Origin of the sequence: Streptomyces sp. NPDC048191 (assembly GCF_040652655.1) — a bacterium.
In the GTDB taxonomy this organism is placed as follows: Bacteria; Actinomycetota; Actinomycetes; order Streptomycetales; family Streptomycetaceae; genus Streptomyces.
In genome coordinates this window covers 26,528-49,511 of the sequence record NZ_JBEZMO010000031.1, presented here as the reverse complement: position 1 = coordinate 49,511, position 22,984 = coordinate 26,528, and the positions used below count along the sequence as shown (strand labels likewise).

Sequence of the window (22,984 nt, the reverse complement as noted above, 5' to 3'; positions counted from 1 at the left end):
TAGTGTCTACCGACGACGAGACGACCTACGAAGGACCTGAAGTGAATATCCGCTCCCTCACTAGAGGCGATGGCGTGGTGATCGGAGCAGCGGTGGTGCTGTTCATCGCGTCGTTCCTCACCTTCCAGAGCTACTCCGCGTTCGGCTCCTCGGCCAGCCGGAACGCGTGGGACGACCTGGGCATGGGCCTGGGTATCTACATGGGCGCGGTCATCGGTGCCGTCCTCATCGTCGTCAACCGCTGTCTGCCGCAGCCCCGCAAGGTGCTCGGGCTGGACCTCGGACAGGTCGGCACCGCGTTCCCGGTACTGGCGGCCTGGACGCTGCTGTGGTCGCTGATCGACCTGCCCGACGGCGTGGACGCCGGCGCGGGTCTCGTCCTGGGCCTCATCGCCGCTCTCGTCATCGCGGGCGGCGCCATCGCCACCCCCCTCGTGCCGGCTCTCCAGGCCGCCCTGGTCCCGGCCCCCAAGCCGGCCGCCCCGCAGCCCTACGGCGCCCAGCCGCCCGGTGGTTACGGTTACCCGGGCGCCCAGCCGCAGCAGCCCTACGGTGCGCAGCCGCAGCCGGGCCAGCCGTTCGGGCAGCAGCCGCCCGGCGCTCCGGCGCCACAGCCGGCGGCGGCTCCGGCGGACTTCTCGCCGTTCTGGTTCGCCGTGCCGGTGACCCGTCCGCTGTTCGGGGAGGACGGCTCGCCCACCCCGATCGCCGAACTGGCTCCGGGCACCTGGTACTTGGCCGTCGAGCAGCGCGGTGCCGCGCTCGTCGCGCAGACCCAGGACGGCCGCCGGGGCGTCCTCCAGGACACCTCGGGCATCCAGCGCGGCTGAGCCCCGCCACGCATCGCACACGGCCCCTCGCCCTTCCGGGCGCGGGGCCGTTGTCGTACAGTCGCCTCCCGGCGGTGAACTGACGGAACGTCAGGAGGCAGGCGGATGCGGCTCGGTCTCGCACTCGGTTACTGGGGACGCGGCCCGGACGCCGGTCATGTGCCGCTCGCCCAGGAGGCGGAGCGGCTCGGCTACCACTCGGTGTGGACGGCGGAGTCCTGGGGCTCGGACGCCTTCACCCCGCTGACCTGGATCGCCGCACACACCTCAAGGATCCGGCTGGGTACGGCCGTTGTCCAGATGGCCGCCCGCTCACCGACCACCACCGCGATGCACGCGCTCACCCTGGACCACCTCTCCGGCGGGCGGATGATGCTCGGCCTCGGCCTGTCCGGGCCGCAGGTGGTGGAGGGCTGGTACGGCCGCCCGTTCCCGAGGTCGCCGCTGACCGCGACCCGGGAGTACGTGGACGCCGTACGGCAGGTGCTGCGGCGCGCGGCGCCGGTGGAGGTGGCCGGGCGGTTCCATCCCCTCCCCTACCGGGGGCCGGACGGCACGGGGCTCGGCAGGCCGCTGAAGCCGGTCACCCATCCCCTGCGGGCCGACCTGCCCGTCCTGCTCGGCGCCGAGGGCCCGAAGAACGTGGCCCAGACCGTCCGTGTCGCCGACGGCTGGCTGCCGCTGTACTGGGCACCGAGCCGGCCCGAGGTGTACGGGGACGCGGTGCGCGAGCTGCCGAAGGGGTTCCTGGTGGCTCCGATGGCCAGGGTGAAGGTGTGCGACGACGTGGCCGAGGGACTGCTGCCCGTCAAGGCCATGCTGGGCTTCTACATCGGCGGGATGGGCCACGCCTCCCGCAACTTCCACGCCGACCTCATGGCGCGCATGGGGTACGAGAAGGAGGCCCGGCGGATCCAGGAGCTGTTCCTGGCGGGGCGGCGGGAGGAGGCCGTGCTGGCCGTGCCGGACGCCTTCGCCGACGAGATCTCACTGGTCGGTCCGCGTGAACGCATCGCCGAGCGGCTTCAGTTGTGGCGTGCGGGCCCGGTGACGGACCTGCTGGCCCTGTCCCCGGACCCGCACACCCTCAGGGTGCTGGCGGAGCTGAACTCCTAGCCGCCCTTGGTGAGTTGCGACGCGGAGGGCACCTGTTCCTTCACCGGGGCGCCGGCGCTGGCGCCCGCGTCCTTCACCTTGCCGATGATCTCGTCGAAGGCACCGGCCGCGTCGCCGTCGCCGCTGCGCAGCCTGGACGGCAGGTTCTTCAGGGCGTCGATGCCGGCGCCGAGCGGTGCGAGCGCCTTGGAGAGCGTCGGGTCGCCCTCGGCGTTGCGCCTGGCCGCCTTGAGGCGGTTGTAGGTGAAGGCACCGGCCAGGCCGGCCTTCACCAGGGCGGTCCTGCGGCCGTGGGCGCCCTTCTTGAACTTGCCGGCCTTCCAGGGCTTCACGATCCACTGGTACGTCGCGCCCGCCGCGAGGCCCGCGTTCGCCACGAACCGGGTCTTGGCGAACTTCTGCCGTTCGGCGGACGTGGTCGGGTTGGGGGTGGCGGTGGGGACGGGCACGGCCTGCATCGCCGGAGTGTCCTTCGTACTGGCCTTCTCGCCGTTGCCGCAGGCGGTGGAGCCGGCCAACAGGGCGCAGCACAGGGTGAGCGCCACGCACAGACGCCGTATCGGTACGGCCACGGGGTCCTCCCGACGTGTCCTCCCCGAGCGGTTTGCTTCCTGTGGCAGCCTCACCCGAAGCGCCCGGCCGCGCCACTCGGGAGCGGCCGTTGGGGTTTCACCGGTTCCCGCCCGGCAATCCGGAAGGTATGTCCCCTCGATATCGCAACGGTACGAATCAGGCCGGGACGGTCATCGCGGTGGTCGCCGACATCATGGCGGTGATCCTCGGCCTGTGGATCCTGATGTACCTGCTGGACGCGAACCGGGCCAACAGCCTGGTCCAGTTCGTCCACGACGCCGCCGCCTGGCTGGCCGGCTGGTCCCACGACCTCTTCACGTTCGACGAGGCGTGGGCCCGTGTGGTCGCCGGCTACGGCCTGGCCGCCGTGGTCTACCTGTTCGTGGGCCACGCCATCGCCAACCGCATGCATCGGCACTGAACCCCGTGGACAGGGCCTAGGTGTGCTGTCCCGGGACAGCACACCTAGCCGCAGCAGTCGGGGTCCAGCCCGGCCGGCAGGTGTTCCCCGCCGAAGACCGCGCAGGTCGCCTCGTGGCCACCGAGTGCGGCGACGGCGAGGAGCAGGGACCCGGCCGTCCAGGTCGTCAGTTCCCGGGGCCAGACCGCGTCGTCCTCGAAGACGTAGCCCGTCCAGTACAGGCCGCTCTCCGGGTCGCGCAGGTGCTGGATGGACTGCAGGATCTCCAGGGCGCGGTCGGACTCCCCCACCGCCCACAGCGCCAGTGCGAGTTCGCTGGACTCGCCGCCGGTCACCCAGGGGTTGGGGACCACGCAGCGCACGCCGAGGTCCGGCACGACGAACCGGTCCCAGGACTCCGCGATGCGGGCCCTGGCCTCCTCGCCGGTGACCGCGCCGCCGAGGACCGGGTAGTACCAGTCCATCGAGTAGCGGTCCTTGTCGAGGAAGCGCTCCGGGTGCCGGCGGATCGCGTGCCGCAGCGCGCCGACCGCCAACTCCCAGTCGGGCTGCGGCTCTTCGCGCTGCTCGGCGATAGCGAGGGCGCAGCGCAGCGCGTGGTGGATCGAGGAGCTGCCGGTGAGCAGGGCGTCCTCGGTGGGCGTGCCGTCGTCCGCGCGCCGCCAGCCGATCTGGCCGCCGGGCTGCTGGAGGGCGAGCACCCACTCCACGGCCGCGTAGACGGCCGGCCACATGCGGTCCAGGAACGTGTCGTCCCCGGTGGACAGGTAGTGGTGCCACACGCCCACGGCTATGTAGGCGACGAAGTTCGACTCGCGGGCGCGGTCGGTGACGTCGTCGTGCGCGCCGTCGGCGTAGGCGGCGTACCAGGAGCCGTCCTCCTCCTGGTGCCGGGCCAGCCAGTCGTACGCCCGCTCGGCGGCCTCGTGCTCGCCGGCCGCGTCCAGGGCCATCGCCGCCTCGATGTGGTCCCACGGGTCCAGGTGGTGCCCGCGGAACCACGGGATCGCGCCGTCCTCCCGCTGTGCGGCGAGGATGCCGCGGACGGTCGCGGCCGCCTGCCCGGCGGTGAGGACCCCGGGCAGGACGAGGTGTTCTGTCCGGGGGGTGGTCACTCGGCGGCCGCCTCTTCGGCGAGGCGCGGCAGGTGCGGCTTGGTCGCGTAGACCACGAAGCTCTTGCCGATCAGCGGGTTCAGCGCCTGCTCGGCGACCCGGGTGGCCAGCGGCTTCTTCATGATGTCCCAGACCAGCAGCTTGTGGTACGCCCGCACCGGCAGCGCCTTGTCGTTGTCGACGCCGAACGCGCACTTCAGCCACCAGTACGGCGAGTGCAGCGCGTGGGCGTGATGGCTGCCGTACGGCTTCAGGCCCGCCTCGCGGACCTTCGCCACCAGTTCGTCGGCCTTGTAGATGCGGATGTGGCCGCCCTCGACCTCGTGGTAGGCGTCGGACAGCGCCCAGCAGACCTTCTCCGGTCCGTAGCGCGGCACGGTGATGGCGATACGGCCGCCCGGCCTGAGCACGCGGACCATCTCGGCGAGCACGCCCTTGTCGTCGGGGATGTGCTCCATCACCTCGGAGATGATGACGACGTCGAAGGACTCGTCGGGGAAGGGCAAGGCGAGCGCGTCGCCCTCCATGGCCGTGGCGGTGGCGCCCTCGGGCGCCTCCCCGGCCTCCTTCATCGCCGCGAACCACTTGGCGACCTCGCGGATCTCCTCGCCGTTCTGGTCCAGGGCCACGACCTGGGCGCCGCGCCGGTAGCACTCGAAGGCGTGCCGGCCCGCGCCGCAGCCGAGGTCCAGGACTCGGTCGCCCGGGGCGAGCGGGAACCGGGAGAAGTCGACGGTCAGCACGTGGCCCTGCTTTCGGGGTAGACGCCGTTGTCGCTCGCCGGGGTCGCGGAGACCACACTCGGCGAGGTCGCGGAAACAACACTCGGTACGGCCGCCGGGCGGCCGGATATCGGGGCCGGGGAGCGGCCGGCTCCCGCGGAGCGGGCGATGGCCTCCCGGTAGTGGGCCACGGTTCCTTCCGCGGCGCGGGCCCAGGTGAAGTGCCGTAGCACCCGCTCCCGGCCCGCGCGGCCGAGCCGCACCCGCAACTCCCGGTCCCCGAGCAGGCGGCCGAGCCCGGCGGCCAGTGCCCCCGCGTCCCCGGGCGGCACCGCGAGGCAGGTCTCGCCGTCGCGGCCGGCGACCTCGGGGATCGCCCCGCCGGTGGTGGCGACCAGCGGCGTGCCGGTGGCCATGGCCTCGGCGGCGGGCAGCGAGAAGCCCTCGTACAGCGAGGGCACACAGGCGACCTCGGCCGAGCGGATCAGGTCGACCAGTTCGGCGTCCGAGATGCCCTTGACGAAGTCGACGGCGCCTTCGAGGCCGTAGCGCTCGATCGCCGCCGCGACCGGCCCCTCCTCGGGGCGCTTGCCGACGACGACGAGATGGGCGGCCGGGTGCTCGGTGCGCACCTTGGCCAGGGCCTCCACCAGGAACACCAGCCCCTTGAGCGGCACATCGGCGCTGGAGGTGGTGACGATCCGGCCCAGCACCTCGGGCACGGCCGGATTCGGCGCGAACAGATCGGTGTCGGCGCCGATGTGGACGACGTGGACACGGTCGTCGCGGACGCCGAGGTGGTCCGCGATCTCCTGCCGGGAGGTGCCGGAGACGGTGAGCACCGAGGGCAGCCGGCGCGAGACGCGCTTCTGCATCCGGGTGAAGGCGTACCAGCGGCGCACGGACAGGCGGCGCTGCAGGCCCTCGGCCGCGTCCAGCTCCAGCTGCCGGTCGACGGTGATGGGGTGGTGGATGGTGGTGACGAGGGGCGCGCCCAGGTCTCCCAACAGGCCGTAGCCGAGGGTCTGGTTGTCGTGGACGACGTCGAACCGGCCACGGCGGGCCCGCAGATACCGGCGGGCGCGCAGGGAGAAGGTCAGCGGTTCGGGGAAGCCGCCGGTCCACATGGTGGCGACTTCCAGGGCGTCGATCCAGTCGCGGTACTCGTCCCGTCCCGGGGTGCGGAAGGGGTCGGGCTGGCGGTAGAGGTCGAGGCTGGGCAGCTCGGTCAGCGTGACGGAGGGGTACCCCTCGTCGAGGACCGGGTACGGCTGCGAGCCGATGACCTCGACGCGGTGCCCGAGCCGGGCCAGCTCACGGGAGAGATGCCGGACATAGACGCCCTGGCCGCCGCAGAACGGGTTCCCTTTATAGGTGAGGAGCGCGATGTCGAGCGGTCGCTCGCCGTCGGATGCGGGGTCCTCCTGGGCACCCGCTTCCCGGGCCTCAGCGGTCACTCCGTGCCCCCTTCTGCCTGCGCTGTCCCGCGAGACTACGTCGGGACGCTAATCTAGAACAAGTTTCAGACTTGATCGTTCAAGAGGCTCTGAATCTACCGGCAGGTAGGGGTGCTGTGAGCAGTGGATCAGGTGATTCGCGCCACGGCGCGTCGCCCTGCCATGCTGTCTGATCACGTGCCCCACAGACGCCTTCACCGACTGTCACGGAACGGGACCCATGCCTGCGGAATCCAAGGTGGAAGCCAGTACGGCCCGGCCCGCCTCGTCGCCGCTCACCGAGCGGCAGGAGGCCCGCCGCCGCCGGATCCTGCACGCGAGCGCCCAGCTGGCCAGCCGGGGCGGGTTCGACGCGGTGCAGATGCGCGAGGTCGCCGAGTCCTCCCAGGTCGCCCTCGGCACGCTGTACCGCTACTTCCCGTCCAAGGTCCACCTGCTTGTCGCCACCATGCAGGACCAGCTGGAGCACATGCACGGCACGCTGCGCAAGAAACCCCCCGCCGGGGACACCGCCGCCGAGCGGGTGGCGGAGACGCTGATGCGGGCCTTCCGCGCCCTGCAGCGCGAGCCGCACCTGGCCGACGCGATGGTCCGCGCCCTGACCTTCGCCGACCGCAGCGTCTCGCCCGAGGTCGACCAGGTCTCCCGCCAGACGACCCTGATCATCCTGGACGCGATGGGCCTGGAGAACCCCACCCCCGAGCAGCTCTCGGCGGTCCGGGTGATCGAGCACACCTGGCACTCGGCCCTGATCACCTGGCTGTCCGGGCGCGCCTCCATCGCCCAGGTGAAGATAGACATCGAGACGGTGTGCCGGCTGATCGACCTCACCGAGCCGGGGCCGCACGGGTGATCACGGCCCGGTCCCAGGCCCCGCCCCCTCAGCCGACGAGCGTCAGCCCGCTCCACGCGCGCCCCGCGGGCGCGGCGGCCACCCACTCCCGCAGCAACCGCCGGGCCTCCTCCTCGGGAGCCGCCAGGGACACCTGCTGGGCGCCCCCATGGGTCGTCCGCCGGTGTTCCAGCGTGCCCTCGCTGCAGCACGCGCACAGCAACTCGAAGCCGCTCGCCAGGAGCGTAACCCGGGCCGGTGACACGCCTACTCCTCCGGCGGGAACACCGCCTCCCCGGTCTCCAGCAGCGTGATCACGATCGCCTCCACCGGGCAGCTCTCGGCCGCCTCCAGGACGGGTTCGCCGGCGTCGGTGTCCGCCTGGACCGGATGGGACTGGCGGGCGGAGTCGAGGCGGAAGGCGTGCGGGGCGTGGTGGAGGCACTGGGCCGAGCCGATGCACACCGACCGGTCGACCTCGACGTGCCAGCGGTCACCCACGGCCTACGCCCCCGCCGGCAGGTGGATCATCTTGTGCTCGAGGTACTCGCCGAAGCCCTCCGGGCCGAACTCCCGCCCCAGGCCGGAGTTCTTGTAGCCGCCGAACGGGCCGAGCATGTCCAGGCTGAAGGTGTTGACCGAGTAGGTGCCGGTGCGGACCTGCCGGGCGATGTCGACGCCGTGCTCGACGTCCGCCGTCCACACGCTGCCGGACAGGCCGTAGTCGGAGTCGTTGGCGATCTTCACGGCCTCGGCCTCGTCGCCGTACGGGAGGAGGCAGATGACCGGACCGAAGATCTCCTCACGGGCGATCCGCATGCCGTTGTCGACGTCGCCGAAGAGGGTCGGTTCGACGTACCAGCCCTTCTCCAGCCCCGCCGGCCGGCCGCCGCCGGTGAGGATCTTGGCGCCCTCCTCCTGGCCGATCCGGATGTAGTCGAGGTTGCGCCGCTGCTGGCGCCGGGCGACCAGCGGGCCGACCTGGGTCGCCGGGTCCAGCGGGTCGCCGACCTTCAGCGCGCTCGCGGCCTGGACGAGGGCTTCGGCGAACTCGCCGTAGCGGGCGCGCGGGACGAGGATGCGGGTCTGGGCCACGCAGGCCTGCCCGTTGTTCATCCAGGCCGCCGGGACGATGCCCGCCACGGCCGCCGTGAGGTCCGCGTCCGGCAGCACGACCGCCGCCGACTTTCCGCCCAGCTCCAGCGTGACCCGGGTGAGATGGCGGGCGGCGACCTCCATCACGCGCTTGCCGGCCGCGACCGAGCCGGTGAAGGAGACCTTGTCGACGCCGGGATGACCGACGAGGTACTCGCTGACCTCACGGTCGGCGGGGAGGATGGAGAGCACCCCCTCGGGGAGACCGGCCTCCCGCGCGATCTCCCCCAGCAGATACGCGTCCAGCGGGGACTCCGGGGACGGCTTCAGTACGACCGTGCAGCCGGCCAGCAGCGCGGGCGCGAGCTTGGCGGCGGCGGCGAACTGCGGGACGTTCCACGGGACCACGGCCGCGACGACGCCGACCGGTTCACGCCGGACGAGGATCGGCCCGAGCACCCCGTCCCGCCGTTCCTCGTACGTGTGGTCCCGCGCCACCCTGATCGCCGCGTCCCACACCATCATCGCGCCGAGCGCCTGGGCGAGGACGCTCCAGGAGTACGGGGAGCCGTTCTGGGCGGAGATCACCCGCGCGATCTCCTCGTGCCGGGCGGCGATGCCGTCCTTGATCCGCGTGACGACCTCGATCCGCTCCGCCAGGGTGGCCCGCGGCCACGGCCCCTCGTCGAAGGCACGGCGCGCGACGGCCACGGCCCGGTCCACGTCCTGCCGAGAGGCGTGCGGCACGCGGCCGATGACCTCCTCGGTGTGCGGGGAGATCACCTCGATGACCTCCTGACCCAGGGGATCGGTCAACTCCCCGCCGATGAACAGCTGTCCGTGTTCCACGAGCTCGGCCATGACCGTCCGCCTCCCGCCGCACCGCATGTTTCTGACGCTGTTTCAGAACTGATATCAGTTCTAGTTAAAGTAGTCCACGGACAGGACGAGAATGCCCCTGACCAGCGGTTTCCCGATGATCAGGGGCGGGTGCAGAAGGTGTGGGCCGTCAGGGGGCCGTCGGGGCCTTGTGGGCCGTCCAGTACATCTCGTCGACGGCCTTCCGCGTACGCGTCTCGCTGCTCGGCATGAGGTGGGTGTAGGTGCGGAGCGTGAACCCGGCGTCGGCATGGCCGAGGTAGGCGCTCAGGGCCTTGATGCTCTCCCCGGAGTCGAGGAGCACTGAGGCGTAGAAGTGCCGTAGAGCGTGCATGCCGTCTTCGCGGGCTTCCTTGTACCGCTCCCCCGGGCCGGGCTTGGGGATCACTCCGGCCTCGGCGAGCGCAGGCTTCCAGGCGTGTGCATTGAAGGCGTTGCGCCAGACCGCCCCGCCCTCAGCACCAGTGAAGTACAGGAGCCTGGTCACCGGCTCTCCGTCGGGGTGCATCCAGGGCAGCGTGACTTCGGCCGGCGGGAAGGTCGTCATGTGCTCGGCGAGCGCGAAGGCGACCGAGTCGGGCAGCGGCACGTCACGGAGCTTGCCGTTCTTCGGCGGAGCGAAGACGAGCTTCCGTTCCACGACCTTGACCTGCTGGGTGACATGCAGCACCCCGGACAGCGGATCCACCTCGTCGACGACCAAACCGAAGATCTCTCCTTGTCGAAGTCCGCATCCGGCCCCGACGTCGACCATGGCCTGGAACCGGTCAGGCAGCCCCCGCCGCACGGAGAACACGCGCTCTGCGGACCACGGAGCAACACGACCAGGGGCGGGCTTCGGGCGCCGTACCGAGCGCACCCCACAGGGATTGCGTGCGAGGCGGCCGTCATCAACTGCGGCAGCGAGCACGGCCGACACGTTCCCGAAGATCACGCGACGGGATGATCCAGCGCTCCCTGTCTCCTCCAGCTTGCGTATCCAGACTCGGATGTCGGACGGCTGGAGCGAGGAGAGAGGACGGCTCCCGAGGTACGGGAAGGCATGAAGCCGAAGGCGGCGCTCTGTGTTCTCACGAGTCGTCGGGTCGGTTGTCTGCCCGCTCAGCCACTCGGTGGCGTACTGCTGAAAGGTGACCTTCCCGGCCTCAGGGTCGACGTACTGGCCACGCGACATGTCCGCCTCGATGCGCGCGAGCCACTGGTCAGCGAGCCGCTTCTTGCCATCCGGGAAGCTCTTGGACTTCTCGGTCCCGTCGGGGCCGACGTAGCGGGCGCGGTAACGCATGCCGGTGCCGTGGCGGTCTGTCTTGACCTTGCGGGTCTTTCCGTCCGAGGTGACCTCGGTCTTGTACCAGCGGTCTTGAATGTGCCCAGCCACTACGCCGCCCCTTCCATGAGGGAGCCGACCCAGGCGCGCACGTCGTTGGGGTCGTAGCGCAGATGCCGGCCGACTCGGAAGCCGCGGGGGCCGGTGCGCTTCCGACGCCACTGGTACACGGTCTCGACGGGCACACCGAGCAGCTCGGCGACGTCGGCCGGGGTCAGGTACCGCTCGGGAAGCGTGCGGACGGTCATGCGGCGGCTCCTTCCAGGGCCAGGTCTTGCAGGGCTTCGCGGGCGGTTTCTCGGTTGAGCTGGAGGTCGCGGGCGATGGTGGCGGCCAGGACGGATTCGCCGGGGGTGTGGCCGTGGCCCGCGTACTGCCAGTCGGCGAGGACCAGGACGGTGTCCGGCTCCTGGTCCTCGAGGCCGAGGACGGCGAGCTCCTGGGCGGCGCGGTAGTCGGCACGGGCCTGGCGGAGAGCGCCGAGGGTGGTGGAGTAGCGGCGGGACTTGGAGGAGAAGTGGCCGCGGAAGCCGAGCATGTGCGCCCAGGCCCACAAGCGCCGGTCCGGATACAGCGGGTCGAGGAGCTTGCAGGCTTCGATCAGGCGGCGGGTGTGGTCGGGCACGCCGTGGCGGTCGAGTTCGGCGAGTTCGCCGATGCGGCAGTCCAGGGTGCCGGTGTTCTCGGCGGCTTTGGTGGCGTACTTGGCGACGTAGGAGGCGACGGCCTGTTCGGTGATGTCGGAGCCGTCCCCGAAGGCCTTGACCGGCCGGACGTCGAGCTGTCGGCCCCAGCGGAAAGTCCGGGCGGGTTGGTCCGCGGCGGCCGGAACGGAGACCGAGGTGTAGGAGTGCACGGCAGCTGCACGGATGGCGTCGGTGAGCAGGTCGCAGGTGGCCCAGGCGGGCGGTGGGGTGTCGGGTCCTTCGGGGCCATCGAGGCGGATGACGGCGTGGAAGTGAAGGGCACCGCGCTTCTGGAACTCGGCGACCTTGCCGTAGGAAACGCGGAGGTGATCGGGGAGCTCCCGGCGGGCGAGGCCGGCGCGGGTGGCGATCTCGCGGCGCAGGCGGGTGGTGAAGCGCTGCCAGAGCTGGCCTGCGTGGTTGTTGAACAGCACCGCGCCCGCGTAGTCGTACGTTTCCGGGTCCAACGCTGTACCCAGGGAGGGGTCATCGGCCGAGTGACGGGTGCCGCAGCGGCAGACACCTCGGTCGGGGCGGTTGTGAACCGGGCCGAACGAGGGGGCGGTGAGGGTGGCGAAGACGCGTGGGTGGTCGCGGACGGTGGCAGGGATATCGCGGCGGTCGTCGCCCGCGAGGCCTGCGCGGATGAGGTGGTAGGTGTCGCCCGCGTAGGTCCAGGCGCAGGCGGGGCAGCGGGAGGCGCGACGGTTGCCGCAGGCGACGCGCAGGCGCCCGCCCGGCTCGTTCTCGGTCGAGTAGTGGTGCAGCACCTCACCAGTGGTCTTGTCCTTGTGGAGAACCCAACCCCGTAGGTGGATCGGGTCGGCGCAGCCGCCAGTACGGCGGATCTGGTCCTCCCAGCGGTCGTAGTCGGAGGCCGAAGCCACCCTCAGCAGGTCGCCGAGGGTGGTCGGGTCCAGCAGCGTGTCAGGCACGGGCACCCTCCCGGACGCGGCTGGCGCGGACGAGGCCGGTGCCGTCGCAGGCGGCGCAGCGCGCGGTGATGGTGTGCAGGTGGCCGCGGCCATCTCGGCCGCCGAGGGTGACGGCCACAGAGGCGAAGCCATCGCAGTCGGGACAGATGCGGGGCGGGGGCGTGGTGCGGTGAGTCATGCTGGGGATTCCTTCCGGTTCTGTGGATCGGAGAGGGGCGCGGTGCCCGGGCGGCGGATGCTTGGCGGTGTCAGGCCGCCCGGGGGCCGGTCAGCGTCGCTTCGCCTCGGAGGCGAGCAGGGAGCGCAGGACGACGGCGACCACGGCGACCGAGACGCCCGTGATGGCGACGGCCAGGAGCATGGAGACCAGGACGGCGCCGACGACCAGGACCACGGCCGTGCCGCCGCCGACGAGGGCGAGTGCGGTGCCGGGGGTGAGCTGGATGGTCGGCCGGGACGGTGCCGGGATGGGCGGCGGGGTCTGGGCAGCCGGGGTGACCGTGGTCGGCTGGATGACGGCGGGCGGAGTGACATGGCCGGTCGGAGTCGGCATGGTGGGGATCTTGGGGCGGAGCATGGCTTTCTCCCTTCTCAACTGGGCTACTTGACAAGGCTGTTGATTGCGGGGGCGAGGACGCTGTCGGCAAGGAGGAATCCGCCGAGCAGGAGGACGGCGATGAGCCAGGCGGGCGGGCGGATGAGTTTGACGCCGAGGTAGCCGACGACGAGCAGGGCGAACCAGAGAGGGACCTGCATGACGGTGGACTCCTAGCGGACGCGGCAGCGGTGGGTGCGAGCGGCGAGCTGGGCGGCGGACTGGCTGGAGTAGTCGGCGGACCAGCCGCAGTCGTCGGCGGTGCACACGGCGGCGTGCTTTGTCTGGCCGTGGCGGTCGCGGTGGGTGCCGATCTGCACCGGGCCGATGCTCATCACGGAGTGGAAGTGGTCGCGGGCAGGCATGTCAGTCGGTCTCCTCTCGGGTCGTGATCGGGGCGGGGAAGCTGGCGCGGATGCCGGCGGCGGTGGCCGGGTCGGTGGTGCGGCGGGCCGCTTCCTCGGCGAGCAGGTGGGCGAGGTAGGGCCGGTTGGCGGTGGCCATCTCGCGGGCGGCGTCGAGGTAGTCGGCGGTGGTCAGGTCGGCCGGGTCACGAGTCATGGCAGCGGTGCCCCCTCCGGATTCAGGCGAGTTGGGCGGCGATCGCCTCGGCGAGCTGGGGCGGGACGCCGAGGCGGGCCCGCAGGGTGTCGGTGTCGATCCGGGCACCCGTGCGGGCTTGGTGGTCGGCGGCGACCTTGCGGGCGTGGTCGATCAGCGCGGCCGGGACCGGCACCGCCGGAGCAGGTGCCGGGGTCGGGTCGACGGCGGGCACAGCCGGGGTCACATCAGCAGCCGGTACGGCCTCGGGCTCCGCCTCGGTGGCGGGCGCTTGCTCGGGTGCGGATGCCGGGGCTTCGGGTGCCAGCGGGACTGGCACCGGGTCCCCGGCCGGAGTCGGCGAGTGCGCGAGGAGGGTGCCACCGAGGAAGGCCAGCGCGGGCCATCCGGCGACGAGGATGCACAGCCAGGCCGGGATGTGGTCCAGGTCGAGGAGTCCGGCGGTGGCGATGTTGGCGCCGAGCGAGGCCACCAGGGCGACCAGGAACCAGCACCAGGCCAGCCGGGACGGCCCATCGGAGCGGAGCCGCCGCCACACGGCGACCAGCAGCAGGTCGACACTGACCGGGTAGGCCCATGCCTTCCAGCCGGACTGCCCGGCAGCGGCCGCCAGGTCGTGCAGGTGGGCGAAGGACAGCGCACCAGCGATGACGGCCTGTACGAGGACGGCGTCCAGGCGGATCGACCGGGCCACGCTCACCACTCCTCGCCGGGGTACTCGGGGCCGTCGTCGGGGTCGTAGCCGGGCGGGAATGTGCCGGGCGGCGGCTCGGGCAGCGAGACGGCCAGCGACGGGCTGACGGCGTCCACGAAGTCGAGGTCAGCGCCACTCATGTCGGCGTAGAGGGCGAGTTGGCCCAGCAGGAGCACAGTGCGGGCGAAGTCCTCGCAGTCGGGGCACATGGCGGGCTCTCCCTTCATCAGGCATGGCTTGGGTAGGGACCTGGCGCGAAGGCGGTCACGCCGACCGGATAGCGGGGAAGATCAGGCCGCAGCCGGGGCTGTCTTGGACAGCGGCACCGGGGTGGCAGGGGTGCCGGGCAGGGCGGGCCGGAACGGTGCGAGTTCAGGCAGGTCCGGGGTGCGGTCGGCGTGCCGGTTGCAGATGTTGACTGCCTGGCGCAGCGAGGTGTGCGGAGCACGGATGCGGTGCCAACCGCCGGTCGAATCACCGGCGATGGCCACGCCGCGCATGTCGGCGGGGATCTGGATTGCGGCTAGGACGGCGTCCGGAGAGATGTCGCCGAAGGCCATGTTCGCCGAGGTTTCGTCGTTGACGCGGTGGGCGGTCCGGCCGGTGAGCTGGGCGCGGAGCATCGTGATGCCCTTGCCGAGTTCGGAGCCGAAGCGCTGTCCGCAGATTTCGAGATAGATGCCGGCGGCGCGGCCGAGCTGGGCGAGACGGACCAGTGCGGTGATGACCCGGTCCCGCCGTTTCTCCTCCTCCTTGGTGGCGAACAGGGCGAGTTCAGCGACCTCGTCGACCAGGACCACGATGGGAGTCGGGCGGATCGCGTCGGGCAGGTCCCAGATGTCGGCAGCGATCTCGGCGTCCGGGATGTCGGCGGTGATCCGCTGTTCGGCTCGGATGAGCTGATAGACGCCCTCCATGCGGGTCACGAGTGCGTCGAGGAGGTCGGTGGCGGTGTCGGGGTTGGCGGCGAGTGCGGAGAACCGGCGGGCCAGCGGGAACAGCTCGATGCCTTGCTTGCAGTCGATGCCGACCAGGGCGACATCCAGTGGAGCGAGCCCGGCGACGAGGTTGCGTTGGTAGACGGACTTGCCGGACTCGGTGGCGCCGAGGGTGAGTGCGTGGGGTATCGCACGGTAGTCGCGGTAGTGGACGGAGCCGTCTTCACGCAGGGCGACCGGGACCCGCATCGGTCGGATGTCGGTCTTGGCGGGCATCTGCACCCGCTTGAGCACGTCGTAGCCGGTCATCCGCACCTCGACCACACCCGAGCGCAGCTCACGCGAGGTCACGCCGTACATGGAGAACGAGTGCCGCAGCCGGTCCGAGGCGGCGGCCACGTCGAAGGCGTCCTGACCGGGTCGCAGCTTGAGGCGCAGGACCAGGCCGGTCCGGGTGGGCCGGAGGCGGAGGATGCACGGGGGACGGGATTCCGGCATGGGCCGGTTGGTGGCCCGAGCTAAGGCCAGGCGCCAGCGCGACGGCGGGACAGTCAGGCCGCAGGCGTCCATCACGGAGGCGTAGCGGACCAAGACCCGCAGCGCGGCAAGGGCGACGCCGAAGGTCATCCAGTACCAGGCGGGGCGCCGCCACCGCAGGAGACCCGCAGCGGCGACGACCAGCACCAGGGCGACCGTGAAGCCGGTCATGATCAGGCCGCCTTCGTCTTCGCAGCGGTGTCCACCAGCGAGGTGACGGCGACCGCGCGGAAGGCGATGCCGTGCCGCTTCTGGCCGTTGAACTCGTTCTCCCACGGCCGCGCGATCAGGCCGGTCAGAGCGACCGGGGTACCCATGGCCAGCTCACCGGAGATGCCCGGCTCGGGGACGGTGATGGTCAGGATCTCCACCTCATCGTTCGCCGCGAACATCACGTCCACGGTCATCAGCTTCGCGCCGGTGTCGGCGTCGGTGGCGATCTCGCCGGTCCGACGGTCACGGACCTTGGGCTGCGGGGTCTTGGCGACCATCACGGTCGCGGCGGAGGTGTCGACGGGGATCTGACGCACAGCGGATCACTCCTCTATAGAGGCTGGACTCCGTCACTCATGTATATGAGTGACATGAAGAAGAGTGCCTGACTCCTATACATGAGTCAACCCGCCGCGAAGAAGAACTCGCGACGGGCCGAGGAGAGTTGAGCGGTCGTCAGTCCGCCGCAGGGATCCGGTACTCGAAAACGAACTGGTCAGCGGCCATGAGCGTGTCGCAGACCTCGACCACCCGACCCTCCGTCGTACGAGCTTCCCGGACCAGATGAACCACCGGAGCACCCGCGCTCAGCGCCAGCTCGGAGGCTTCCGCCTTGGAGGCAGGGCGCGCTTGCAGCGTCTCAACGAACTCGGCGAACTCATGTCCGTGGTCTTCGAGTCGGGCATAGATGCCACCACCGCCAGGGTTCTCGGCGAACAGCTCGGGGATGTCCTTCACGACGTCCCACGGGAGGTACGACGTAGCCGTCTCGACCGGGGTGCCGTTGCGGAAGTAGAGGCGACGCCGGGCAAGCACCTGAGTGCCGGCGGAAACGCCCAGCCGCCGGGCCGCATCCTCTGGGGCCTCCATCGGGCCGATGTAGAGGACACTCACCTTGGCTGAGGCGCCGGACTGTGCGGACTCGGCGAGGTACGCGGCCTTGCCGCCCTGGCGAAGCGAGCGCCGGAAGCGGTCGGAGGACCGATGCCGTACCGGCGGGCGGTCCTTCACGATCGAGCCCTTGCCGTGCCTGGTCTCCACGAGCCCACTCGCGCGCACCTCGACCATGGCCTTGCGGATCGTGCCGCCCGACACGCCGTAGCGGTCGACCAGCTCTGACTCACTCGGCACCATTTCACCGGGCTTGAGGACACCCGCCCGGATCTGCTGGACAATCTCCTCGGCGATCTGCACGTACCGAGGTACGGACCTCTCACCTCCTACTGCGGTTCCCATAGTCCTTCTCTTCCTCCTATGCTCCTGTACATGAGTAACAGTGCCCAGGAAGGCCAGTCAACGCCACTGCACTCCGTGTCCGTGGCCGGGGTAGTGGTGCGCGAGGACGGCCGACTGCTGGCGATCCGCCGCGCCGACAACGGCACTTGGGAACTCCCCGGCGGTGTACTGGAACTCAACGAGACGCCAGAGGCAGGCGTCGCCCGCGAGGTCTTGGAGGAGACCGGCATCCACGTCGAGGTGGACGAACTCACCGGGGTCTACAAGAACACGACCCGAGGCATCGTCGCCTTGGTCTTCCGATGCAAGCCTTCAGGCGGGACCGAGCGCACGTCGAGTGAGTCAACGGCCGTCGACTGGCTCACGCCCGACGAGGTTGCAGAGCGCATGTCGGAGGTCTTCGCGATCCGGCTCTTGGATGCTTTGGACGGCAACGGCCCCCACGTGAGGAGCCACGACGGGCGACGGCTCATCCCAGCGGGATAAGACTTTCCCTACTTCATCAAGACCCGCGCACGGCGCGGGCACGCGCCGCCTCTGCGGCGCGGCCTGCCTCCTGTCTCCGCCCCGGCTGGCCGCGCCCGGCGGCGCGCTGCGTGCATGCGGGCGGAGGTAGGAAAAACCCTCTGCGGCTGAGGCCGGTCGGCTCCACGGCTTTAGGCAGCCAATTTGGCGCGAGCCTCGAAGATCATGGCCCAAGATCGGGCACTAACGGGCAGGCTCACAAACCTGCCCGATCCGCTGGCTAGCGTAATGGGCCATGATCACTCGCACCAAATCAGCTCCAGCCCAAAGCCGTTCCGCCGACCTCTTCTGCCACGCCTCGGAATCACTTCTTGGAGGTGAAGTAATCACTTACCTTAGACGCGTTTCCAAGAGGTTCGACGATTGTCGGATCTATCGTGACACCCAAAATCGCAGCAATCAGTAGAAGGAATGAACTCACGGCAGGACTGGGCGACTTAGAGAACCAGGAAAATGGGTCTATTAAAACAGTGCAAGCCGCTCCCAGCATGACGAAGAGAGCCGAGACGCGCCGCAAACCCTTAAGCAACCTTCGGCGCAAAAGCTCTGTCCCTGAGACCTCTACCGCAAGCCGCCCCCAATTCCCTCGCGATGCTTCAATGAGCGCCGAAGCAAACGCTTGATCCATTTCCGCCAATCGCTCACCTCCAGTTGCTGCAACCGCCTTCCACTTGCGAGCGGAAGCTGCTATACCATCTCCAACCTCAATAACCGCACTGTCCGCAACACGGTCTCCAACTCGCAGGCTTCTCTTCCATCGCCCTTCCGCCAGTCGCGCCAGCCGATCGAGATGATGCAGGATGTTCCGCCGTTCGGAGCTTGCCAGGTAGGGCCGGAATCCTTCCTCGGCCGTGTCGTCTTCGGGGTCCTCCACCACGGCCTGTGACAGCTTCGCTAAAGACAGCAGTTCAAGCACCATGCGAGAGGTAATAACGGCACCTTGGGGTTCTTTCGGTCCCGCTCTATGCACGGCTGCCGCGAAGGCAGAACCAATGAGTCCAAGCGATACTAGAACAGCGAAGGCCTTCATTGAATAGATGAGGCTGACATCGGAATGACTCACTGCCGGATTAAAATCCCTGGGTATTTGATCCTCCCATTCTGGAAATGATGAATGGAAGTCGACCCGCCAATCCTGCCAAGCAACCAAGTAGGCAACAATAGCAACTGCTGCCACCCGCCAGGGAGCACAGAGCTTTGGGCTGATCAACGACAACACAGCCAGGATTCTTCCATGAACCACAAGGAGCAGAGCGAAGAGGGATCCCATTATGAAGAAGCCGCCCGCAGGGAAACCGTGAAAATCCGTCGAATTGAAGAGCCAACCCCAACTTGCCCATACAGGGACTACGAAAAGTAGGAAAGCGAACGGCATGAAGAAGACAGGGTGATCCTCCACAAAGTCATCTAACGCCATGGACCAGCTGGACCGCGAATTTTCTGACCAGTAGGCAGCGCGTACCGCCTTCTCTACCGCTGGGAGATCATCCGGAGCTATAGAGTTCAACTCTCGCACCTGGGCGGCATGAACGAGCGCCTCCCCCTGCAGGCGTGAGATTCTCCTCTCCGGCAATTCACCAACAGCGGTTATCTGCTCTTTTACCCACAGAGCAAGCACCTGACGCGTCGTTTCTGGCACCGGATCATCCGGGTGGCTTGATATCCACGAGTCAATTGCATCGCGCCTAATTTCTTCTCGAAGTGAAAGTTCCGCGCGATTTGAGCCGTTTGAAGACCGATTGCCCTCAGCCACACCGCTCCCCCTGCCGACGTCAAACTCCGAGATGATAACGCAATGTGTCTCACCAAAACGGAGAGTTGCCGAACAGCTCACGCCAGCCTGGGCAGGTGTTACGCCCCAATGCAAGAGCGCCCTCCCGGGCCGTCCTTGGGCCGTGGAAGGGCACTCAACGATGACCAACGTCGACAACCGCCGACAGCTCGGCAGCAGGTCAGGACGTTGATCGAGAAGACGGCCGCAGGTCACAGCCGTCGGTGATCAGTTGTGGCTGTGCAGGGGCACAACGCGCATCATGGAGCATGGGAATCGATCTGGAGCTGCACTCATCACGGCCGGCGCGGAACTGGCGCAAGTCCCGCGCAACCCTCCTGCGGAGCTCCTGCGGGCACGGCGACGCACTGGCCGATGCACTCGGCTCGCTCCAACTGCTCGGAGTGCCCGGACGGCTCACTGCCGTCGATCTCTACGGGGACACGTTGATGAACGAGCAGGAGTCTGCGGCCGCCCTGCCAGAGATCCACGACCTGAAGCAGAGATGCGGTGATGACCGTCAGCTCGCCGCGTTGGACGACCTCGCAACGATGCTGAAACTGTGCGCGGCCACCCCGGGCAGCTACTTGTGGTTCGCGGGCGACTGAAGACCTGCCACCGAAGCCTCTGCCGTCCGCCAGCCGACCAGGCGACGCTCAACGCTGGGCCGTCTCTGGGCCGTCCGGCAGTGACCAACGTCGACAGGCGACGACAGATAGCGCGCGCGTCGGCGCAGGTCAGGCCAACGCCCCACAGAATCGGTCGACTTGAGCACCCATTGGAACCAGTTCTAGTTATAGTGAGCAACAGCCGTGGGACGGAGGACAGATGGTGACGACGTTCGAGCACGGCGGAGGCGTGCGCTCCGTGGCGGTGCCCATCCCGGACAACCCCCTCGGCCACACGCTGGTGTACGTGGTCGGCACCGACCGGGGCCCCGTGCTGGTCGACACCGGGTGGGACGACCCCGCGTCCTGGGACACCCTCGTGGCGGGGCTGGCCGCGTGCGGTACGGCGGTCACCGAGGTGTACGGCGTCGTCATCACCCATCACCACCCGGACCACCACGGCCTGTCGGCGAAGGTGCGCGAGGCCTCCGGCGCCTGGGTGGCGATGCACGCCGCCGACGCCGCCGTCGTACGGCGCACCCGGGAGGCCCGTCCGGAGCGCTGGTTCGGCTACATGTGCGCCAAGCTCGCGGCGGCCGGCGCCCCGGAGGAGCACCTGGCGCCGCTCCGTGCCCCGCGCACCCCCCGCACCCCGTCCGGCTTCTCCCCCGCCCTCCCGGACCGGGAGATCGTCCCCGGTGAGCTCCTCGACCTGCCCGGACGCCGGCTGCGGGCCATCTGGACCCCGGGCCACACCCCGGGCCACGTCTGCCTGCACCTGGAGGAGGAGCACCCGGCCCAACTGCCCGGCCACGGCCGTCTGTTCAGCGGTGACCACCTCCTGCCGCGGATCACCCCGCACATCGGCCTGTACGAGGACCCCGACGACGCGACCGTGACAGACCCCCTCGGCGACTACCTCGACTCCCTGGAGCGGGTCGGCCGCCTCGCCCCCGCCGAGGTCCTCCCCGCCCACCAGTACGCCTTCACCGACGCGTCCGGCCGGGTGCGGGAGTTGCTCCGCCACCACGAGGAGCGGCTCGCCGGACTGCTCGCCCTGCTGGCCGAGCCGCTCACCCCCTGGCAGCTCGCCGAGCGCATGGAGTGGAACCGCCCCTGGCCCGACATCCCCTACGGCTCCCGCAACATCGCCGTCTCGGAAGCCGAGTCCCACGTGCGCCGCCTGGTGAAGCAGGGCCGGGCGGAAGCGGTGCCGGGGAGCGAGCCGGTGGCGTACGTGGCGGTGTGACCGGCTCGCTTCGCGTTCTTCCTCGGTCGCCGAATTCTTCACCGAGGACGGCGTCCGGGAGTGGCCGCCGCCGGGGGACGGGCGCCGCGTCGAGGCCGGAAGGCCCTGCACCTCGCCTTCGGCGTGGACACCCCGAAGGTCAGCTCAGGCCGGTTCGTTCGGTGGAGATGATCATCTCGGCGAGGTCGGCGAGGGTGGCGAGCTGGCGGGCGTTCATCTGCGGGGCGCGGGCGGCCAGCCGGACCAGCCCGCTCTCGCGCAGCCGCACCAGCGGGTCCGCCTCGGCCTCCAGACCCTGGAGCACCGGCCGCAGGGCCTCGTGCAGCGCCTCCGGTTCGTCGGCGGTGAAGAAGCCGGCCGGCAGCCCGAAGAAGCGGCGCAGCCGGTCGGTGTGCTCCAGGCTCGGCATCCCGCTCTTGCGCCACTCGCTCAGCCACTGCCTGCTGGTTCCGGCGATCCGCGCCAGCTCGTCCAGCGAGTACCGCTTGCCGTCGGGTCTGCGCCGCGTCTCGCGGATGAAGTCCAGTCGCTGGCGCACCCGTTGGGGCAGACAGGTCTCGGGTGCCCGCCCGCCGAGGAGCAGGTCGACGACGATGCCGACGGGGATGCCGGTGCGATGGGACAGGTCGGCCACGTCGAGGGCTTCCGGCAGTCGGCCGGGCCTGCCGGTCAACTCGCCCAGCTGGGCCAGGACATGGGCCAGCGAGGCGTAGGCGTCACTCACCGAGGTCCCCCCTGGGCAGTGTCGTCCGTTCGGTGATCGGGCTGACGGCGAGGCTACCCGGTCACTCGTTCGCCGACCAGATGTGACAAGGCTCCCTGCCCAAGGAGGCAGCAATCGTTGACAGTTGAGGGCGCGGTGGGTGAGGATCACGGCACGGAGAGCAAGCTTTCGACCCGCCTCGGGTGCCGTCGATGGGGGAGCGGCATCCGGGGTGATTCTCTGTCCCGCCCTCTCCCGCGAAGGTGATGCGCCGATGCCGCAGCCCGTCCTTCTGCTCGGGTCCGGCCGGGCCGCGCACGGCGGGTTCCCGCTGGCGCGGATCGCCGCCGTACGCCCGGTGGTACTGGTCGACGCCTCGGCGCCGGGCTGGGCGCGGCCCTTCCTGTCCGGCCACCTCACGGCCGACCCGGCGCGGGAGGCGGAGACGGCCGAGACCGTGGCGCGGTACGCGGCGCGGCATCCGGTCGCCGGCGTGCTGACCTGGAGCAGGGGGCACCTGACCGCCGCCGCGCGGATCGCCGCCCGGCTCGGTCTGCCCGGCCTGTCCTACGAGACGGCGGCGGCCTGCGCGGACCCGGCGGCGTCACGGGCACTGCTGGCCCGGCACCGGGTGGTGGCGGCGGAGCCGGGCGACGCGGAGGGGCCGCTGGTGTCCGCCGAGACCGTCGTCCTGGACGACGAGGTCCGCATCGCCGCGCTCACCCGTACGACTCCGCTGCGGCACTCCGTCCACGCCCATGACGGGCTGCTGCACAACCGGTTCCTGCGGCAGACCGTGGAAAGGGCGGTACGGGCGCTCGGTCTGACCCACACCGTCGCGCACGTGGGCCTCCGGCTGACCGAGCGCGGGCCGAGGATCACCGGGGTCGCGCCGCATCTGCCGGGCGACCTGATCCCGTGGCTGGTGGAACGGGCGACGGGGGTGGACCTGGTGGCGGCGGCGCTGGCGCTCGCGTGCGGGGCGGCGGTGGAGGTGACGCCCACGCGGCAGCGGGCCGCGGCGATTCGCTTCGCGGACTCGGCGGGGGTCGGGCGACGGGGGTACTGGGTGGTCGAGGGTGACGACGCGTCGGCGTGTGAGCGGGCGCTGGACGTGGCGTAGCGGGTGCGCCGTGGGCCGGCCGCGCCGGCCGCGTTCCGGCAGTGACCCCGGTCACCGGGAGCATGTGCGCACAGCCACCCCTCGGACCGATCCGGGCTGCCGGTAAAGTGGCGGCGTCGTCATCACACCCGTACGGGGGAAAGCCGGTGCGAATCCGGCGCTGACCCTCCCCCAACTCCCGGCTCCCCTCGAGCCGGGGGGACCTCCATCCGTGAACCGCTCCGGCGGTGAGCCGGACCGCCC

The 22,984-nt window shown here is 70.1% G+C and carries 30 protein-coding genes; 8 read left to right on the top strand and 22 right to left on the bottom strand.

The annotated features are described in order from the left end of the window. Nucleotides 1-74: 74 nt before the first annotated feature. Nucleotides 75-830 carry a hypothetical protein gene (locus tag AB0D93_RS34045; protein WP_362128005.1) on the top strand — a complete coding sequence of 252 codons (756 nt, stop codon included), beginning with the start codon at nucleotides 75-77 and terminating at the stop codon, nucleotides 828-830. A 105-nt stretch (nucleotides 831-935) separates the two neighbouring features. Then, nucleotides 936-1,946: an LLM class F420-dependent oxidoreductase gene (locus tag AB0D93_RS34040; protein WP_362128002.1), complete on the top strand. Its 1,011-nt coding sequence runs from the start codon at nucleotides 936-938 to the stop codon at nucleotides 1,944-1,946. On the opposite strand, the gene AB0D93_RS34035 is transcribed toward AB0D93_RS34040, so the two are convergent. Continuing rightward, a complete protein-coding gene (locus AB0D93_RS34035) occupies nucleotides 1,943-2,518 on the bottom strand; it encodes a hypothetical protein (protein ID WP_362127999.1) in 576 nt (191 codons plus the stop codon). The genes AB0D93_RS34040 and AB0D93_RS34035 overlap by 4 nt on opposite strands. A 128-nt stretch (nucleotides 2,519-2,646) precedes the next feature. On the opposite strand from AB0D93_RS34035, the gene AB0D93_RS34030 reads away from it, so the two are divergent. Continuing rightward, complete coding sequence (locus tag AB0D93_RS34030) at nucleotides 2,647-2,940, top strand: hypothetical protein (protein WP_362127996.1); 294 nt, start codon at nucleotides 2,647-2,649, stop codon at nucleotides 2,938-2,940. Nucleotides 2,941-2,984: 44 nt separating this feature from the next. On the opposite strand, the gene AB0D93_RS34025 is transcribed toward AB0D93_RS34030, so the two are convergent. From AB0D93_RS34025 to AB0D93_RS34015, 3 genes are read right to left on the bottom strand one after another with little or no spacing between them, the layout of a single operon-like run. Beyond that, a complete protein-coding gene (locus tag AB0D93_RS34025; protein WP_362127993.1) occupies nucleotides 2,985-4,055 on the bottom strand; it encodes a prenyltransferase in 1,071 nt (356 codons plus the stop codon). Next, nucleotides 4,052-4,798, bottom strand: a complete 747-nt coding sequence (locus AB0D93_RS34020) for a class I SAM-dependent methyltransferase (RefSeq protein ID WP_362127990.1) — start codon at nucleotides 4,796-4,798, stop codon at nucleotides 4,052-4,054. The genes AB0D93_RS34025 and AB0D93_RS34020 overlap by 4 nt, the downstream gene beginning before the upstream one ends. Further along, nucleotides 4,792-6,234 carry a glycosyltransferase family 4 protein gene (locus tag AB0D93_RS34015; protein ID WP_362127987.1) on the bottom strand — a complete coding sequence of 481 codons (1,443 nt, stop codon included), beginning with the start codon at nucleotides 6,232-6,234 and terminating at the stop codon, nucleotides 4,792-4,794. The genes AB0D93_RS34020 and AB0D93_RS34015 overlap by 7 nt, the downstream gene beginning before the upstream one ends. A gap of 220 nt (nucleotides 6,235-6,454) precedes the next feature. On the opposite strand from AB0D93_RS34015, the gene AB0D93_RS34010 reads away from it, so the two are divergent. Further along, complete coding sequence (locus AB0D93_RS34010; protein ID WP_362127984.1) at nucleotides 6,455-7,087, top strand: TetR family transcriptional regulator; 633 nt, start codon at nucleotides 6,455-6,457, stop codon at nucleotides 7,085-7,087. Between the two features lie 28 nt (nucleotides 7,088-7,115). Here the strand turns inward: AB0D93_RS34010 and AB0D93_RS34005 are convergent, their stop codons facing one another. The 16 genes from AB0D93_RS34005 to AB0D93_RS33930 all read right to left on the bottom strand — a co-directional run bounded on the left by AB0D93_RS34005 (nucleotide 7,116) and on the right by AB0D93_RS33930 (nucleotide 16,762). Further along, nucleotides 7,116-7,331, bottom strand: a complete 216-nt coding sequence (locus AB0D93_RS34005) for a hypothetical protein (RefSeq protein ID WP_362127981.1) — start codon at nucleotides 7,329-7,331, stop codon at nucleotides 7,116-7,118. 2 nt (nucleotides 7,332-7,333) lie between these two features. Further along, nucleotides 7,334-7,567: a ferredoxin gene (locus tag AB0D93_RS34000; RefSeq protein ID WP_362127978.1), complete on the bottom strand. Its 234-nt coding sequence runs from the start codon at nucleotides 7,565-7,567 to the stop codon at nucleotides 7,334-7,336. A 3-nt stretch (nucleotides 7,568-7,570) separates the two neighbouring features. Further along, the gene (locus AB0D93_RS33995; protein WP_362127975.1) at nucleotides 7,571-9,022 is read right to left on the bottom strand and encodes an aldehyde dehydrogenase; all 1,452 of its coding nucleotides are present in this window, start codon (nucleotides 9,020-9,022) and stop codon (nucleotides 7,571-7,573) included. A 148-nt stretch (nucleotides 9,023-9,170) separates the two neighbouring features. Then, on the bottom strand, nucleotides 9,171-10,418 hold the full coding sequence (locus tag AB0D93_RS33990; protein WP_362127972.1) for a site-specific integrase: 1,248 nt from the start codon (nucleotides 10,416-10,418) through the stop codon (nucleotides 9,171-9,173). Continuing rightward, the gene (locus tag AB0D93_RS33985) at nucleotides 10,418-10,615 is read right to left on the bottom strand and encodes a helix-turn-helix domain-containing protein (RefSeq protein WP_362127969.1); all 198 of its coding nucleotides are present in this window, start codon (nucleotides 10,613-10,615) and stop codon (nucleotides 10,418-10,420) included. Before AB0D93_RS33985 ends, AB0D93_RS33990 begins: the two co-directional genes overlap by 1 nt. After that, a complete protein-coding gene (repSA, locus tag AB0D93_RS33980; RefSeq protein ID WP_362127966.1) occupies nucleotides 10,612-11,988 on the bottom strand; it encodes a replication initiator protein RepSA in 1,377 nt (458 codons plus the stop codon). The genes AB0D93_RS33985 and repSA overlap by 4 nt, the downstream gene beginning before the upstream one ends. Beyond that, nucleotides 11,981-12,166, bottom strand: coding sequence for a hypothetical protein (locus tag AB0D93_RS33975; RefSeq protein WP_362127963.1), 186 nt, complete (start codon nucleotides 12,164-12,166; stop codon nucleotides 11,981-11,983). Before AB0D93_RS33975 ends, repSA begins: the two co-directional genes overlap by 8 nt. Nucleotides 12,167-12,256: 90 nt before the next feature. Next, nucleotides 12,257-12,565, bottom strand: a complete 309-nt coding sequence (locus AB0D93_RS33970) for a SpdD-like protein (protein ID WP_362127960.1) — start codon at nucleotides 12,563-12,565, stop codon at nucleotides 12,257-12,259. Between the two features lie 23 nt (nucleotides 12,566-12,588). Then, nucleotides 12,589-12,744 (bottom strand): hypothetical protein, encoded by a 156-nt coding sequence (locus AB0D93_RS33965; protein WP_208899965.1) that lies wholly within the window; start codon nucleotides 12,742-12,744, stop codon nucleotides 12,589-12,591. Between the two features lie 12 nt (nucleotides 12,745-12,756). Further along, a complete protein-coding gene (locus AB0D93_RS33960) occupies nucleotides 12,757-12,948 on the bottom strand; it encodes a mobile element transfer protein (protein WP_362127956.1) in 192 nt (63 codons plus the stop codon). Between the two features lies 1 nt (nucleotide 12,949). After that, nucleotides 12,950-13,144 (bottom strand): hypothetical protein, encoded by a 195-nt coding sequence (locus AB0D93_RS33955; protein ID WP_362127953.1) that lies wholly within the window; start codon nucleotides 13,142-13,144, stop codon nucleotides 12,950-12,952. Between the two features lie 22 nt (nucleotides 13,145-13,166). Continuing rightward, nucleotides 13,167-13,838, bottom strand: coding sequence for a DUF2637 domain-containing protein (locus AB0D93_RS33950; protein ID WP_362127950.1), 672 nt, complete (start codon nucleotides 13,836-13,838; stop codon nucleotides 13,167-13,169). A 2-nt stretch (nucleotides 13,839-13,840) separates the two neighbouring features. Further along, nucleotides 13,841-14,047, bottom strand: coding sequence for a hypothetical protein (locus AB0D93_RS33945; RefSeq protein ID WP_362128115.1), 207 nt, complete (start codon nucleotides 14,045-14,047; stop codon nucleotides 13,841-13,843). Between the two features lie 81 nt (nucleotides 14,048-14,128). After that, the gene (locus AB0D93_RS33940; protein ID WP_362127948.1) at nucleotides 14,129-15,484 is read right to left on the bottom strand and encodes an FtsK/SpoIIIE domain-containing protein; all 1,356 of its coding nucleotides are present in this window, start codon (nucleotides 15,482-15,484) and stop codon (nucleotides 14,129-14,131) included. A gap of 2 nt (nucleotides 15,485-15,486) precedes the next feature. Beyond that, a complete protein-coding gene (locus AB0D93_RS33935; RefSeq protein WP_208899961.1) occupies nucleotides 15,487-15,843 on the bottom strand; it encodes a hypothetical protein in 357 nt (118 codons plus the stop codon). Between the two features lie 139 nt (nucleotides 15,844-15,982). Next, nucleotides 15,983-16,762 carry a GntR family transcriptional regulator gene (locus tag AB0D93_RS33930; RefSeq protein ID WP_362127944.1) on the bottom strand — a complete coding sequence of 260 codons (780 nt, stop codon included), beginning with the start codon at nucleotides 16,760-16,762 and terminating at the stop codon, nucleotides 15,983-15,985. A gap of 18 nt (nucleotides 16,763-16,780) precedes the next feature. On the opposite strand from AB0D93_RS33930, the gene AB0D93_RS33925 reads away from it, so the two are divergent. After that, entirely contained in the window at nucleotides 16,781-17,248 is a 468-nt protein-coding gene (locus AB0D93_RS33925; RefSeq protein ID WP_362035735.1) for an NUDIX domain-containing protein, read from the top strand. A gap of 343 nt (nucleotides 17,249-17,591) precedes the next feature. Here AB0D93_RS33925 and AB0D93_RS33920 read toward each other — a convergent pair whose 3' ends face one another. Then, nucleotides 17,592-19,040, bottom strand: coding sequence for a hypothetical protein (locus tag AB0D93_RS33920; protein ID WP_362127940.1), 1,449 nt, complete (start codon nucleotides 19,038-19,040; stop codon nucleotides 17,592-17,594). 287 nt (nucleotides 19,041-19,327) lie between these two features. On the opposite strand from AB0D93_RS33920, the gene AB0D93_RS33915 reads away from it, so the two are divergent. Together AB0D93_RS33915 and AB0D93_RS33910 are read left to right on the top strand one after the other, a co-directional pair. Continuing rightward, the gene (locus AB0D93_RS33915; RefSeq protein WP_362127937.1) at nucleotides 19,328-19,666 is read left to right on the top strand and encodes a hypothetical protein; all 339 of its coding nucleotides are present in this window, start codon (nucleotides 19,328-19,330) and stop codon (nucleotides 19,664-19,666) included. Between the two features lie 220 nt (nucleotides 19,667-19,886). Then, nucleotides 19,887-20,915 carry an MBL fold metallo-hydrolase gene (locus AB0D93_RS33910; protein ID WP_362127934.1) on the top strand — a complete coding sequence of 343 codons (1,029 nt, stop codon included), beginning with the start codon at nucleotides 19,887-19,889 and terminating at the stop codon, nucleotides 20,913-20,915. A gap of 139 nt (nucleotides 20,916-21,054) precedes the next feature. On the opposite strand, the gene AB0D93_RS33905 is transcribed toward AB0D93_RS33910, so the two are convergent. Further along, on the bottom strand, nucleotides 21,055-21,639 hold the full coding sequence (locus AB0D93_RS33905) for a helix-turn-helix transcriptional regulator (RefSeq protein ID WP_362127931.1): 585 nt from the start codon (nucleotides 21,637-21,639) through the stop codon (nucleotides 21,055-21,057). A 253-nt stretch (nucleotides 21,640-21,892) separates the two neighbouring features. On the opposite strand from AB0D93_RS33905, the gene AB0D93_RS33900 reads away from it, so the two are divergent. Further along, nucleotides 21,893-22,741, top strand: coding sequence for a hypothetical protein (locus AB0D93_RS33900; RefSeq protein ID WP_362127927.1), 849 nt, complete (start codon nucleotides 21,893-21,895; stop codon nucleotides 22,739-22,741). Nucleotides 22,742-22,984 lie beyond the last annotated feature (243 nt).